The organism is Motilibacter deserti, assembly GCF_011250635.1.
Lineage (GTDB): Bacteria > Actinomycetota > Actinomycetes > Motilibacterales > Motilibacteraceae > Motilibacter_A > Motilibacter_A deserti.
Window position 1 is genome coordinate 14587 of the sequence record NZ_JAANNP010000014.1, and the last position, 12739, is coordinate 27325.

15 protein-coding genes are annotated in these 12739 nt (G+C 75.8%); 9 read left to right on the forward strand and 6 right to left on the reverse strand.

Annotated elements, in window-relative coordinates:
• Positions 1 to 13 precede the first annotated feature (13 nt).
• Entirely contained in the window at positions 14 to 451 is a 438-nt protein-coding gene (gene dtd / locus G9H71_RS14460; protein ID WP_166283038.1) for a D-aminoacyl-tRNA deacylase, read from the reverse strand.
• Positions 452 to 542: 91 nt separating this feature from the next.
• Here dtd and G9H71_RS14465 point away from each other — a divergent pair, with 91 nt between their 5' ends.
• Together G9H71_RS14465 and arfB are read left to right on the forward strand one after the other, a co-directional pair.
• Positions 543 to 1103, forward strand: coding sequence for an RsiG family protein (locus G9H71_RS14465; RefSeq protein WP_166283039.1), 561 nt, complete (start codon positions 543 to 545; stop codon positions 1101 to 1103).
• 22 nt (positions 1104 to 1125) lie between these two features.
• The gene (gene arfB / locus G9H71_RS14470) at positions 1126 to 1569 is read left to right on the forward strand and encodes an alternative ribosome rescue aminoacyl-tRNA hydrolase ArfB (protein ID WP_166283040.1); all 444 of its coding nucleotides are present in this window, start codon (positions 1126 to 1128) and stop codon (positions 1567 to 1569) included.
• A gap of 46 nt (positions 1570 to 1615) precedes the next feature.
• Here the strand turns inward: arfB and G9H71_RS14475 are convergent, their stop codons facing one another.
• Positions 1616 to 2773 carry a LacI family DNA-binding transcriptional regulator gene (locus G9H71_RS14475; protein WP_166283041.1) on the reverse strand — a complete coding sequence of 386 codons (1158 nt, stop codon included), beginning with the start codon at positions 2771 to 2773 and terminating at the stop codon, positions 1616 to 1618.
• A 252-nt stretch (positions 2774 to 3025) separates the two neighbouring features.
• Positions 3026 to 3631, reverse strand: coding sequence for a helix-turn-helix domain-containing protein (locus tag G9H71_RS14480; RefSeq protein WP_166283042.1), 606 nt, complete (start codon positions 3629 to 3631; stop codon positions 3026 to 3028).
• Positions 3632 to 3715: 84 nt separating this feature from the next.
• On the opposite strand from G9H71_RS14480, the gene G9H71_RS14485 reads away from it, so the two are divergent.
• The 4 genes from G9H71_RS14485 (at position 3716) to G9H71_RS14500 (ending at position 7338) form a co-directional block, all read left to right on the forward strand.
• The gene (locus G9H71_RS14485) at positions 3716 to 5308 is read left to right on the forward strand and encodes a methyltransferase domain-containing protein (protein WP_166283043.1); all 1593 of its coding nucleotides are present in this window, start codon (positions 3716 to 3718) and stop codon (positions 5306 to 5308) included.
• Positions 5309 to 5395: 87 nt separating this feature from the next.
• Positions 5396 to 5770 (forward strand): YciI family protein, encoded by a 375-nt coding sequence (locus G9H71_RS14490; protein WP_166283044.1) that lies wholly within the window; start codon positions 5396 to 5398, stop codon positions 5768 to 5770.
• Entirely contained in the window at positions 5757 to 7040 is a 1284-nt protein-coding gene (locus G9H71_RS14495; protein WP_166283045.1) for an RNA polymerase sigma factor, read from the forward strand. The genes G9H71_RS14490 and G9H71_RS14495 overlap by 14 nt, the downstream gene beginning before the upstream one ends.
• Before the next feature lie 4 nt (positions 7041 to 7044).
• The gene (locus tag G9H71_RS14500) at positions 7045 to 7338 is read left to right on the forward strand and encodes a Dabb family protein (protein ID WP_166283047.1); all 294 of its coding nucleotides are present in this window, start codon (positions 7045 to 7047) and stop codon (positions 7336 to 7338) included.
• Between the two features lie 15 nt (positions 7339 to 7353).
• Here G9H71_RS14500 and G9H71_RS14505 read toward each other — a convergent pair whose 3' ends face one another.
• Both G9H71_RS14505 and G9H71_RS14510 read right to left on the reverse strand, forming a co-directional pair.
• Positions 7354 to 9246 carry a TolB-like translocation protein gene (locus G9H71_RS14505; protein ID WP_166283049.1) on the reverse strand — a complete coding sequence of 631 codons (1893 nt, stop codon included), beginning with the start codon at positions 9244 to 9246 and terminating at the stop codon, positions 7354 to 7356.
• 29 nt (positions 9247 to 9275) lie between these two features.
• Positions 9276 to 10508, reverse strand: coding sequence for a peptidase associated/transthyretin-like domain-containing protein (locus G9H71_RS14510; RefSeq protein ID WP_166283051.1), 1233 nt, complete (start codon positions 10506 to 10508; stop codon positions 9276 to 9278).
• A gap of 117 nt (positions 10509 to 10625) precedes the next feature.
• On the opposite strand from G9H71_RS14510, the gene G9H71_RS14515 reads away from it, so the two are divergent.
• The 3 genes from G9H71_RS14515 to G9H71_RS14525 are packed head-to-tail and all read left to right on the forward strand — an operon-like array spanning position 10626 to position 11930.
• A complete protein-coding gene (locus tag G9H71_RS14515; RefSeq protein ID WP_166283053.1) occupies positions 10626 to 11015 on the forward strand; it encodes a transcriptional regulator in 390 nt (129 codons plus the stop codon).
• Positions 11016 to 11026: 11 nt separating this feature from the next.
• Positions 11027 to 11374, forward strand: a complete 348-nt coding sequence (locus G9H71_RS14520; protein ID WP_166283055.1) for a DUF2516 family protein — start codon at positions 11027 to 11029, stop codon at positions 11372 to 11374.
• A 34-nt stretch (positions 11375 to 11408) separates the two neighbouring features.
• Positions 11409 to 11930, forward strand: a complete 522-nt coding sequence (locus G9H71_RS14525) for an O-acetyl-ADP-ribose deacetylase (RefSeq protein ID WP_166283139.1) — start codon at positions 11409 to 11411, stop codon at positions 11928 to 11930.
• Here the strand turns inward: G9H71_RS14525 and G9H71_RS14530 are convergent.
• Positions 11896 to 12699, reverse strand: coding sequence for a methyltransferase domain-containing protein (locus G9H71_RS14530; protein ID WP_166283057.1), 804 nt, complete (start codon positions 12697 to 12699; stop codon positions 11896 to 11898). The two genes, G9H71_RS14525 and G9H71_RS14530, sit on opposite strands and share 35 nt — an antisense overlap.
• Positions 12700 to 12739 lie beyond the last annotated feature (40 nt).

The following is a 12739-nucleotide window of genomic DNA, read 5'->3' on the forward strand; positions in this document are numbered from 1 at the left end:
GAACGGCGGCGCGTCAGCCGGGCGGCGGCAACTCCAGGAGCACGGTGACCGGGCCGTCGTTGACCAGCGCGACCTGCATGTCGGCGCCGAAGACCCCCGTCTCCACGTGCGCACCGCGGGCGCGCAGCTCCTCCACGTACGCCTCCACCAGCGGCTCGGCCACCGGGCCGGGGGCGGCCGGCGACCAGCTCGGCCGGCGCCCCTTGCGGGTGTCGGCGTACAACGTGAACTGGCTGATCACGAGCAGCGGCGCGGCGAGGTCGGCGGCGCTGCGCTCCTCGCGCAGGATGCGCAGCTCGTACGTCTTGGCCGCCAGGGCGCGCGCGGTCGCCTCGTCGTCGCCGACCGCGACCCCGAGCAGGACGACGAGCCCCGGGGCGGGCAGTTGGCCGACGACGTCCCCGTCGACGGTGACGCTGCCGGACAGGGCACGCTGGAGGAGGGCTCGCACGGGCACATCCTTGCCCACGGTCCGTCGCCGCGAGGTGGCACGATGTGCAGTGACACGCGCAGGTAGTCGAGCACTACAAACGGGAGTGGCCATGACGCAGCCGATGGAGGGTGGCCGGCGCCGGATCGACCGGGTCCTCGCGCCCGGGTACCTCGACCGCCTGTCCGAGCGGCCGCTCGACGAGGTGCGCGAGCTGCGTCGCGACGCCGAGCAGGAGGAGTCGGACCTGTCGTACGTCCGCCGCCTGCTGCAGGGCCGGCTGGACATCCTGCGCGCCGAGGTCTCGCGCCGCGCGGGCGGCGGGCAGGAGGAGACCGAGGAGGACTTCGTCAAACGGCTCGCGCGCACGCTGACGGACTCCGGCCCGCGCAGCGACCAGAGCCACGCCCGCGTGCCGCACGTCGACCCGTCGCGGGTCGGCGAGCACCGCCGCCGCGTGGAGCAGATCGTGGCCGACGTGGGCTTCTCCGACCTCGGCGGCCTGTCCGACGACGAGCTCTCCGGTGCGATCAGCCGGCTGGCCGGCTTCGAGGAGGAGGTCTCTCACTCCCGGCGTCAGGTGCAGGAGGTCGTCGACGCCTGCACAGCCGAGGTGGGCCGCCGCTACAAGGAGGGCGCCGCCTCCGTCGAGGACCTGCTGACCGGGCGCTGAGCCGGGCGCGAACGGACCGCTCGTGCCGCCGCGCGACGAGCCGGCGGGCGACGCCCTGGCCCTGCGGCCGGGCCTCGTCGTGCCCGCCGCCGAGCTCAGCTGGCGCTTCTCCCGCTCCTCCGGGCCGGGCGGGCAGTCGGTCAACACGACCGACAGCCGGGTCGAGCTCGCCTACGACCTGGCCGCGAGTGCCGCGCTGCCACCGCCGCTGAAGGAGCGCGCTCTGCAGCGCCTCCAGGGCCGCCTGGTCAACGGCTCGCTCGTCGTCACGGCGAGCGAGCAGCGTTCGCAGCTGCGCAACCGGGAGGCCGCTCGCGAGCGGCTGCGCGTGCTGCTGCTCGAGGCGATCGCCCCGCCGCCGCGTACGCGCCGGGCGACCAAGCCGACCCGGGGGTCGGTGGAGCGCCGGCTGCGGGCGAAGAAGGCGCGCTCGGACGTGAAGCGGATGCGGCGGGGCGACGACTGACCCCGCAGGCCGAGCACCAGCGGCGGGCGAGGGCCGGCTCCCGAGCTCAGCGCACCTCGGCGTCCAGCAGCGTCGCCTCACGCGGGCGCGCCACCGCTAACGACCGCGGCCCGCTGCTGCGCAGGTCGGCCGGACGGTCCCGCACGGGGGGCGGCTCGGTGCCGGGCGCGGTGCGTACGACCAGCCGGGTCGGGAGGACCACCGTCCGCGGCGGGCTGTCGTCGCCGTCGAGCCGTGCGAGGGCCGCGCGGGCGGCGAGCCGCCCCATCTCCTCCGGGTCGTGGGCGACGACGGTGACTCCGAGGACGTCGGCGAGGTCGAAGTCGTCGAAGCCGACGATCTCCGGGCGCGCCGGCAGCCCGGCGACGGCGCGCAGCGCGCCGGTCGTGCAGCGGTTGTTCGTGGTGAACAGCGCGGTCGGCGGCTCGGGGAGGGCGAGCAGGTCGCGCGCTCCCTGCGCGGCGGCGTCGAGGTCGTGGCAGTCGGCGCGGACGTACGTCTCCCAGCCCTGCACCCCGGCGGCCTGCATCGCGTCGGCGTGGCCGGCGACCCGGGCGCGATGGGTCGAGAGCCGGGAGAAGTCCCCGACCAGCCCGATGCGCTCGTGGCCGGCCTTGAGCAGGTGCTCGACCGCGGCCCGCGCGCCGGCCCGGTCGTCGAGGACGAACGTGTCGGCGTCGATGTGGCCGGCGGGCCGGTCGAGGAAGACGACGGGCAGCCCGTGCGCGCGCTCGGACTCCAGGTAGCGGTGGTCCTCGGACGACGGGACGACGAGCAGTGCGGCGACGCGGCGCTCGAGCAGGCCGGCGACGGCGACGCGCTCGCGCTCGGGGTCGTCGTCGGTGCTCGAGGTGATGAGCTGCAGGCCGCGGGCGTCCATCTCACGCTCGACCCCGCGGGCTATGCGCGAGTAGTACGGGTTGCCGACGTCGCCGATCACGAGGCCGGCGGTGGTCGAGGTGGCGCCGGAGCGCAGCTCGCGGGCGAGCGCGTTGAGCCGGAAGCCCAGCTCGTCGGCGGCCCGGCGGACGCGCTCACCGGTGGCCTCGGCCACGTGCGGCTCGCGGTTGAGCGCCCGGGACGCGGTCTTGAGGCTCACGCCGGCACGGTCGGCGACCTCCTGCAGGGTCGGCCGGTGCGGGCGCGGGCCGCCGCCCCCCGCGCGGTTGCCCGGAGTGGCGGGCCCCGAACTCGACGCGGTCATGGGCGGGCTCCTTCCGTCCGGAGCCACGAGTGTAGGGGCCGACCGCGACGCCGGCGGCGACGCCGCGTCCCCCTTTCGCGACTCGATGCACAACCGTGCCCGGGCCGCGATCGAGCCGTGGCTGCTCCTCGCCGCCGCACTTCCGAGCCCGTCGTTGCCCTCGCCGCGAGCGGCCGGGCGGGGCCGTCAGTCCTCGTCGCCGCACGTCCCCGCCCATCGTCCGCTCTCGTCGCCGAGAGCCGGGCGGGGCCGTCAGTCCTCGTCCCGCCCCCGCGGCCGGGCACGCACGTGCAGCCGCTCGCCCTGCGGGCCGAACAGCGACAGCACCTCGGCCGGCCCTGGCCCGGGGCTGCCCAGCCAGTGCGGCAGCCGGGTGTCGAACTCGGCCACCTCCCCGGCCTCCAGCGTGAAGTCCCGGTCCCCGAGCACGAGCCGCAGCCGCCCGGACAGCACGTAGACCCACTCGTAGCCCTCGTGCGTCTTGAGCTCGGGCGTGCGCGCCTGCGGCTCGGCCGGGAAGACGACCTTGTAGGCCTGCAGCCCGCCGGGGCGGCGGGTGAGCGGCAGGAAGGTCCGCCCGCCGCGCGTGATCGGCCGGAGGCGTACGCGCGGGTCGCCCGTCGCCGGGGCGTCCACCAGCTCGTCGAGCGGCACCTGGTGGGCGCGCGCCAGCGGGAGCAGCAGCTCCAGGGTGGGCTTGCGCTGCCCCGACTCCAGCCGCGACAACGTGCTGACGGAGATGCCCGTGTCCTCGGACAGCTGGGCGAGCGTGGTGCCGCGCTGCTGGCGCAGGTCGCGCAGCCGAGGGCCCACCCCGTCCAGCACCGCGGTGAAGTCGTCCGGCGGCGTCTCGTCCATGCCCCCACTTTGCCATTCCAGCAATAGAACTTGTCAACCCAGCAGGACGGGCCGATAGTCGGGACAACGACGAAGGAGGACGACGTGGAGCAGACGTACGACGCAGTCGTGATCGGTGGCGGCGCCGCGGGCCTGAGCGGCGCGGTGGCCCTCGCCCGGTCTCGCCGGTCCGTGCTCGTGGTCGACGCCGGCGAGCCGCGCAACGCACCGGCGGGCCACATGCACAACTACCTCGGCCGGGAAGGGACGCCGCCGCGCGAGCTGCTGGCGATCGGGCGCGCGGAGGCCGCCGCGTACGGCGCGGAGATCGTCGAGGGCCGCGTGACCGCGGTGGAGCGGCTGGACGGCCCGCGGTTCCGGCTCTCTCTGGCCGACGGGCGCGCGGTGGAGGCGCGGCGGCTGCTGGTCGCGACGGGCCTGGCCGACGGGCTGCCGGACGTGACGGGGCTGCGCGAGCGGTGGGGGCGCGACGTGCTGCACTGCCCCTACTGCCACGGCTACGAGGTACGCGACCGGGCGCTCGGCGTGCTGGCCACCGGGCCGCTCTCGATCCACCAGGCGCTGATGTGGCGCCAGCTCTCGGCCGACGTCGTGTTCTTCTCGCACACGCTGTCGTTCAGCGACGAGGACCGCGAGAAGCTCCTCGCGCGCGGCATCGCGGTCGTCGACGGCGAGGTCGCCGCCGTGGAGACGGCCGACGACCGGCTCACGGGCGTCCGCCTCGCCGACGGCCGCACGGTCGCTCGGGACGCGCTCGCCGTCGGCACCGTGCTGCGGGCCCGCGGCGAGCTGCTCGAGCAGCTCGGGCTGGCCGCCGAGGAGCGCGAGATGCACGGCGTCGTCATCGGCACGGCGGTGCCCGCCGACCCGATGGGCGCGACGTCCGTGCCCGGGGTCTGGGTCGCGGGCAACGTGGCCGACATGACCGCGCAGGTGATCGTGGCGGCGGCCGCCGGGATGCGGGCCGGCGCGGCCATCAACGGCGACCTCGTGATGGCCGACACCGCGGACGCGGTGGCCCAGCGGCGGCGCGTCGCCGAGCAGCTGCGCAGCGAGCAGGGCGCGGCGTTCTTCGACGAGGGGTTCTGGGAGGAGCGCTACGCCGGGCCGGAGAAGGTCTGGAGCGGCCGGCCCAACCCCCAGCTGGTCGCTGAGGCCGAGGGCCTCGCGCCGGGCCGGGCGCTCGACGTCGGGTGCGGCGAGGGCGCGGACGCCGTGTGGCTCGCGGCGCGGGGCTGGCAGGTCGACGGGGCGGACATCTCGCCGAGCGCGTTGAAGAAGGCTGCCTCGCACGCCGACGACGAGGGCGTCGGGGACCGGTGCCGCTGGCTCCACGCCGACCTCGCCGAGTGGGTCCCGGACGCGGGGGCGTACGACCTCGTCTCGGCGCAGTTCATGCACCTGCCGCCGCAGCAGCTGCAGGCGGCGCAGGCCCGGTTCGCCCGCGCCGTCGCCCCCGGCGGGTCGCTGCTGGTCGTCGGGCACGCGCGCTCGATGTTCGAGGAGGACGGCCACCACCCGGCGGAGATGTTCTTCACCGCGGACGACGTCGTGCGCACGCTCGACCCGGAGCAGTGGGAGGTGGTCGTCGCCGAGGACCGCGCCCGCGAGGGGCACCGCGACGGGAAGCCGATGACGATGCACGACACCGTCGTCCGCGCCCGCCGGCGGAGCTGACCGGGGCAGGATGTCGAAACCGCCCGGCCCGCTCCGATCGGGAGGTGTCGGCGCCGGAGGGCGGCGCCCGGGCGAGGGGATGGCGAGATGAAGTACATGGTGCTGATCTACGGCAACGAGGAGATCTGGCGCGGCACCGGGCCGGAGGAGTTCAGCCGGCTGGTCGCCGAGGTGGACGCGTTCAACTCCGAGCTGCGGGCCTCCGGGGAGATGGTGGCGGTCGACGGCCTGCTGCCGCAGCCGCGGTCGATCCGCGCGGTGTCCGACGGAAGCGTGCCGGTCGTGACCGACGGGCCGTACCTCGAGGCCAAGGAGTACGTCGGCTCCTACTTCGTGGTCGACGTGGCTACGGAGGAGCGGGCGCTGGACATCGCGCGGTCCTACCCGGCGCTGCGCTACGGCAACGGGCTCGGCGGCGGCGTGGAGGTCTGGCCGCTCATGGAGCACGGTGCCGCCGACTGAGCCGGCGTCCGACGGGGGCGTCGAGGGGCTGCTGCGCGAGCTCGCGCCGCAGGCCCTCGGCGCGCTCGTGCGGCGCTACGGCGACTTCGCGCGCTGCGAGGACGCGGTGCAGGAGGCGCTGCTCGCGGCGGCGCAGGAGTGGCCGCGGTCCGGCGTGCCCGAGCGGCCGCGCGGCTGGCTGGTGACGGTCGCGGCCCGCCGCTACGTCGACGAGGTACGCGCCGACGCCGCCCGCTCGCGCCGGGAGGCCGCGGACCTGGAGGCGACCCCGCGGGACGCCCTGCTCGGCCCGCCGGCCGACGTCGCGGCCGAGCGCGAGGCGGCGCGCGACGACACGCTCACGCTGCTGCTGCTCTGCTGCCACCCCGACCTGCCGCCGCCCTCGCAGCTCGCACTCACGCTGCGTGCGGTGGGCGGCCTGACGACAGCCGAGATCGCGCGCGCCTTCCTCGTGCCCGAGTCGACGATCGGGCAGCGGATCTCGCGCGCGAAGGCGCGAATGCGGGAGGCGGGCGGCCGCTTCGCGCTGCGGTCGCGGGCCGACCTCGACGCGCGCATGCCCGTCGTGCTCCAGGTGCTCTACCTGGTCTTCAACGAGGGGTACGCCGCCAGCTCCGGCCCGGACCTGCACCGCGCCGAGCTCACGGGCGAGGCGATCCGGCTGGCCCGGCGGCTGCACGCGCAGCTCCCCAGCTGGCCGGAGCTGCAGGGCCTGCTCGCGCTGATGTTGCTGACCGAGTCGCGGCGGGCGGCGCGCACGTCCGCCGACGGGTTCCTCGTGCCGCTCCCCGAGCAGGACCGGTCGCTGTGGGACCGCGAGCTCGTGGCCGAGGGACTCGCGCTCGTCACCGCGGCGCTCGCGCAGGGCCGGCCGGGGGCGTACCAGGTGCAGGCCGCCATCGCCGCCGTGCACGCCGAAGCGCCGTCGGCCGAGGAGACCGACTGGAAGCAGGTCGTCGCGCTCTACGACGTGCTGCAGCAGCTGGCGCCCGGGCCGGCGGTCTCCCTCAACCGCGCGGTCGCGGTGGGCATGGCCGACGGCCCGGCGGCCGGGCTGGCCGAGCTGCAGGCGCAGGAGGGTGACGGATCCGCCGCCCGCATCCGGGTCGACGCCGTCCGCGGCCACCTGCTCGAGCGGAAGGGCGACGTGGCCGGGGCCGCCGCGGCGTACCGGGCGGCCGCGGCCCGCGCGGCGAGTGTGCCGGAGCAGCGGTTCCTCGCTCGGCGGGCCGCAGAGCTTGCGGCGCGGGCGGCGGCTCGGCCAGAGTGACGCCGTGATCCGACACACCGTGGTGTTCACGCTGAAGCACGCAGCCGGCTCGGCCGAGGAGGCGGAGTTCCTCGCGACGGCGCGGGCGCTCGCCGACATCCCCGGCGTCGAGCGCTTCGAGCAGCTCCGGCAGGTGAGCCCGAAAAGCGAGTTCGCCTTCTCCTTCTCGATGGAGTTCGCGGACGAGCAGGCCTACCAGGGCTACAACGAGCACCCGGTGCACGTGGCCTTCGTCCGTGACCGGTGGCAGTCGGAGGTCGTGGACTTCCAGGAACTCGACTTCGTGCCGCTGGGCTGACCCCGCCCCGGGGCGTCAGATCCCCGCGACGAAGCCGTCGATCCACGTCTGCGGGCGGCCGGGCGTCGCGAGCGCGACCAGGCGGACGTCGTGCCCCTTGAAGGCCAGCCGCGGGGAGCTCCAGAGCACCTGGCGCGTCTTCAGCGTGGCGGAGTGGGTGTCGACCGTGGCGACACGGCGGCCGTCGAGGTAGACCGCGAGCCGCCCGCACTTCGCGCAGCGGTCGCCGACGACCCGCAGCACCGCCCCGGTGCCCTTGAAGGACACGCTGCGGCCCGCCGTCGAGGTCGTGTGCGCCGTGGCGAGCCAGCGGTTCTTCGCGGCCACCTTGCGCCAGCCGCGGGAGAAGTCGGCACTGGCCTCGTCGAACGTCATCGCCAGCGGGCCGCCTTCGACCCACGCGGACACGTTGCCGAACTGGTCCACGGTGCGGGCACGGAAGACGTACGACGTGCCGAGCCGGGGGACGATCGGCTGCTTCGGGCCGAAGACCGCGCTCAGGCCGCCGTAGGACGACAGCCACGGCTGCCACTCGCCGCGCATCTCGCGCGAAGCCGCGAACGTGTATTGCACTTCGTAGTCGAAGTTGCCGACGACGTCCTGGCCGGCGGCCAGCTCGATCGGGACGCCGCGGGTCGCGCTCGCCGAGGAGGACACCACCGGGACCTTCAGCGCGGGCGGCAGCACGGCGTCGAGGCGTACGCGGACGACCCCGCGCTGGGCGCCGGAGGCGTCGAACCCGACGAGCGAGTAGGTGTAGGCCTGCCCGAGCTCGACGGTGTCCGTGACCGACGTGCCCGTGCCGGAGTAGACCCGCTGGCCCCATGCGGTCGGGATGCGGCCGAGCGCGCGGTAGACCTCGGTACGCGCCCACTCGGGGCTCGTGGCGTTGGACCAGGCCAGGGTGGGCCTGGTGCCGTTGACGGTGGCGGTGACAGCGGCGGGGGCGAGGCCGGCGGTCGGGCGCTGTGCCACCGACAGCGGCCCGGTCTCCCAGGAGCCGGGCGTGTCCGTGACCTGGACCGGCGCGCCGCCGTCGACGGGCACGCGGTAGACGTCGCTGCCGGAGGCGTCTCCGCGCGGGTTGCGCAGGACGTAGACCGAGCGCCCGTCGAGGGACCAGGCGGGCATCATGGCGTTGTCCACGGGCAGGCTCCGCGGCTCGGCGCCGTCGAGGCGCTGCACGATCACGTCCGCGACGTATGCGGCGCCGACCTGACGGGTCCTGTTGTAGGCCACCCAGGCGCCGTCCGGCGAGACGTCGAGGCCGGCTCCGTAGACCGGGAGCACGCTGCCGGGCACGAGTACCGGCGCCTCGCCGATGCGCGCGGTCACGACCCCGCCCAGCCCGCCAGCCACGATCCGCGCCGGGTCCGTGGGGACGAAGGCCGCCTGGCTCAACCCCTCCGAGTGCGGCACCGGCGTGGGGGCCGAGCCGTCGGCGTACGCGACGAAGACGCCCGGCCGGGCGGGCGAGCCCGAGGTGACCGGGGCGTCGACCGAGACGAGCAGCCGCTGCCCGTCAGGGGACCAGTCGATCGCGTTGACGCCGGTCTCCCCGGCGCCAGTGCGGGCCAGGACGCGCCGGTTGCGGCCGGACAGGTCGGCGACGTAGACCGTCTGCTGCCGCTGGTCCTCCGACGTCGTCAGGGCGTACGCGACGCGCGTGCCGTCGGGGGAGACCGTGGCGTTGGCGCCGATGCCCGCCCCCATCAGCTCACGCCGCGAGCCGTCCGGCGCCGACGCGTAGAAGTCCCGTCCCAGCACCTGGGAGGTGCTTCCGGCCGGCCCACCACGGGAGAAGACGGCTTCCTCGGTGGGCGTCCCGGCGGCGCGTGCGGACGGGCCCGCGACGGCCCCGCCCGCCACGACGGACAGGCCGAGCACGAGAGCTGTAGTGCGCTTCATGAATAGATCCTCGTTCGAAGCTCTGGCGCTCAGGACGCGCGCACGCGGAACGTCGGGCTGGCCGACCCGAGCGCGCGGTAGGGGTCGGTCAGCGCCCGGACCCGGTAGGTCCCCGTGCCGCGCGCGGTCGGCTTCAGCGCGACCTTGTAGGTCCCGTCGTTCTGCGCGTACGCCGCGGCCACGCGCCGCCACGTGCGGCCGGACAGCCGCTCGAGCTGGAGCCCGAGCGCCGGGGTGACCTTGCCGGTCACGTTCACCGTCCGCCCGAGCCGCACGCTCGCGGCCGCCGCCCGCGCCGTCACCACCGCGCGCACGAACGCCCGGGTCTCCGCGACCTGGCTGACCGGCTCGAGCACGCCGGCCACGTCGCCGACGCGGGCGCACCAGGAGCCGGAGGCCTCCCGGGTGGCGAGCGCCCACTCGCCCTGCGCGTTCGTCCGGGCCGACCCCACCACGACCCCGCCGGCGCCGTCGACGGAGTAGCACATCTCGCGGCGGACGGTGACGCGCACGCCGGCCGCGGGCTTCCTGCTGGTCGCGTAGCGCGCCGTGCCGCGGACCACGAACCTGCTGCCGGCGCGCACCGGGGCCTTCGGGAGCTGCAAGGTGAGCAGCGGCCAGTCGGTGCCCGTGACGAGGAACGACGGCAGCTCGGGGACGAGCGGCTCGAGGCTCACGAGATTGTTGTCGTACGGCCCGTCCTCCGGCCGCCACAGGTCGCCGGCCACGATCCGGGTCGCCGTCCACCGTCCCGCGCTGGCGGCGCCGACCACGAAGGAGCCCTCCCAGACGCCGTCCTGGGCGGAGCCCGACGCGAGCTTCAACGGCACGTCGCGCCCGTTCCAGGCCTGGGAGCGGCTGCGGCCGGAGAACGTGACGGACACGCACGGGCAGCTGGGCAGCCACTGGTCCGGGCCTACCGCGGCGCCCTTCACCTGCACCCCGCCGGGGTCGGGGTCGACGAGGTGGGCGCGCACCCTCACGGTCGACAGCTCCCCGCGCGTCAGCGACGTGTCCGCCGGGGCCAGGGTCAGCGACTCCAGCCGCGTCTCGGTGCCGGGCGGGGGCTCGAGCGCGGCCGCGGGAGCGGCGGGCACGAGGGCCGCGGCGGCGAGCGCCGCGAGCGCGGGGACGGCGGGCAGCGCGGCTCGGCGCGGGGCCGCCGGCACGGTGACGGGCAGAGCGGCTCGACGCAGGGCTGCCGGCACGGTGACGCGGAGAGCGGCTCGACGCAGCGCTGCGGCGGGACGTAGGCGGGGCACGGTTCCTCCAGTGGGTCGCAGCAGACAGGAGGCGCTGGCCCGTCGCGGAGGTTGCCTCGGGCCCGGCTGGTGTCCGCGGCTGCACCGAGGCGCCCGCGACGTGGCACCGTAGGAGGCATGGGCAAGCTCGACGTGGGGGCGCTGGGGGAGTCGCTGCGCGACCCGCGGGCGCTGGCCGGCCAGTCGCTGCGCAAGGTCGCCGAGGCCGCGACCTCGGCCGGGCCGTACCTCGAGCAGGTCGAGCGCTCCGCCCGCGGGCCCGCCGCGGACGTCGTCTCGCAGGTCGCGCGCGGCCTCCGGCACGGTGTCGACGCGCTCGGGGCGCAGGCCGGGCTGCTCGCCGACAGCGCGGAGGCGGGCGCGCCGCGCCCGGAGCCCACGGGAGTGCGCGACGCCGTCCGGGATGACCCCGCGCTGACCGATGCGCAGCGCGCCGTCCTCCTCGACATCTACGGCTCGTTCCTCGAGGAGAACGCGCGCAACGCGCCGGACGTGCGCGACCACTAGCATTGCCGGGTATGAGCCCGCTCGACGTCACCGGCTGGATCCTCGACCTGATCTGGTTCATCGAGCTGGGGATCGGGGTGTTCGCCTTCGTCGACTGCCTGCGGCACAAGAACGACGCCTTCGTCGCGGCCGGCAAGCGCACCAAGGGCCTCTGGTTCGGCATCACCGGCGTGGCCCTGCTGCTGATCCTGCTCGCCTACCCGTTCCAGGGCGCCGGCCGGCTCGACCCGCTGAACTTCCTCGTGATCATCGCCGTCGTCGCGTCGGCGGTCTACCTCGCCGACGTCCGGCCCGCGGTCTCGCAGATGCGCGGCCGGCGGGGCGGCGGCGGGCGGATGGGCCCGTACGGCCCGTGGTGACCGCCGCTGCCGGGGGACCGCGGACGTGAGCGCACTGGAGATCGTGCTCGTCCAGGGCGACATCACCGAGCAGGACGTCGACGTCGTCGTCAACGCCGCGAACTCCTCGCTGCTCGGCGGCGGGGGCGTCGACGGGGCGATCCACGCCCGCGGCGGCCCCGAGATCCTCGCCGAGTGCCGGGCGCTGCGCGTTACGGCGCTGCCCGACGGCCTGCCTGCGGGCAAGGCCGTCGCGACGACTGCCGGGCGGCTCCCCGCGCGCTGGGTGGTGCACACCGTCGGTCCCGTCTTCTCCACGCGCGAGGACCGCACGCCCGTCCTGCGCAGCGCCTACCGCGAGTCGCTCCGCGTCGCCGACGAGCTCGGGGCGCGCACCGTCGCCTTCCCCGCGATCAGCGCGGGGGCGTACGGCTGGCCGACGGACGACGCCGCCCGCGTCGCAATCACGACCGTGCTGGATACCCCAACCGAAGTTCAGGAAGTGCGGTTCGTGCTCTTCGGCGCGGCGACGTACGACGCGTTCAGCGCGGCGCTACAGCACTCCAGGCGAGGGTGACCTCGCCGAGCCGCCACCGCGCCGGCCCGTCCGCCACGGGCCAGCCCGTGTCGCGCAACGTTCGGCAGGCCGCCATCCAGCGTTGGCGCGCCCCGAAGGACGCGTAGGGCGCGGCCGAGTCCCAGGCGGAGTCGAAGGCCCGCAGGAAGGCGAAGACCGCTTCGCCCTCGACGTTGCGGTGGATGAGCGCCTTGGGCAGCCGCTCGGCGAGGTCCGACGGGCGGCCGAGGCCGGCCAGCCGGGCGGCCAGGGTCAGCGTGCGGGGGCCCTCCGGCGTGACCGCGACCCAGGTCGCGCGGCGGCCGAGCTCGTCGCAGGTGCCGTCGACGAGCAGCCCGCCGGGCGCGAGCCGGGCCTGCAGCGTCGCCCACGCCCCCCACGCGGCCGCCTCGTCGTACTGCCGCAGCACGTTCAGTGCGCGCACCAGCACCGGGCGCCGGCCGCCGAGGGCCAGCTCGAACCCGCCGCGGCGGAACGACAGCCCCTCCCGCGCGAGCGGCTGGGCGGCCGCGACGCGTACCGGGTCGATCTCGATCCCCACCACCTCGACGTCCGGCCGGACGGCGCGCAGCCGGTCGGCCAGCTCCACGGTGGTGACGGGGGAGGCGCCGTAGCCCAGGTCCACCACGAGCGGGTCGTCCGCGGCGCGCAGCAGCCGCGCGTACGTCCCGGTGACCCACCGGTCTATGCGGCGCAGCCGGTTCGGGGCCGTCGTGCCGCGGGTCGGGATGCCCAGCGGCCGGTCGCCGGTTGAACGAGGAGCGGGCACGGCAGCGAGGGTGGCATGCGTGACCGCGCGATCGATCGGG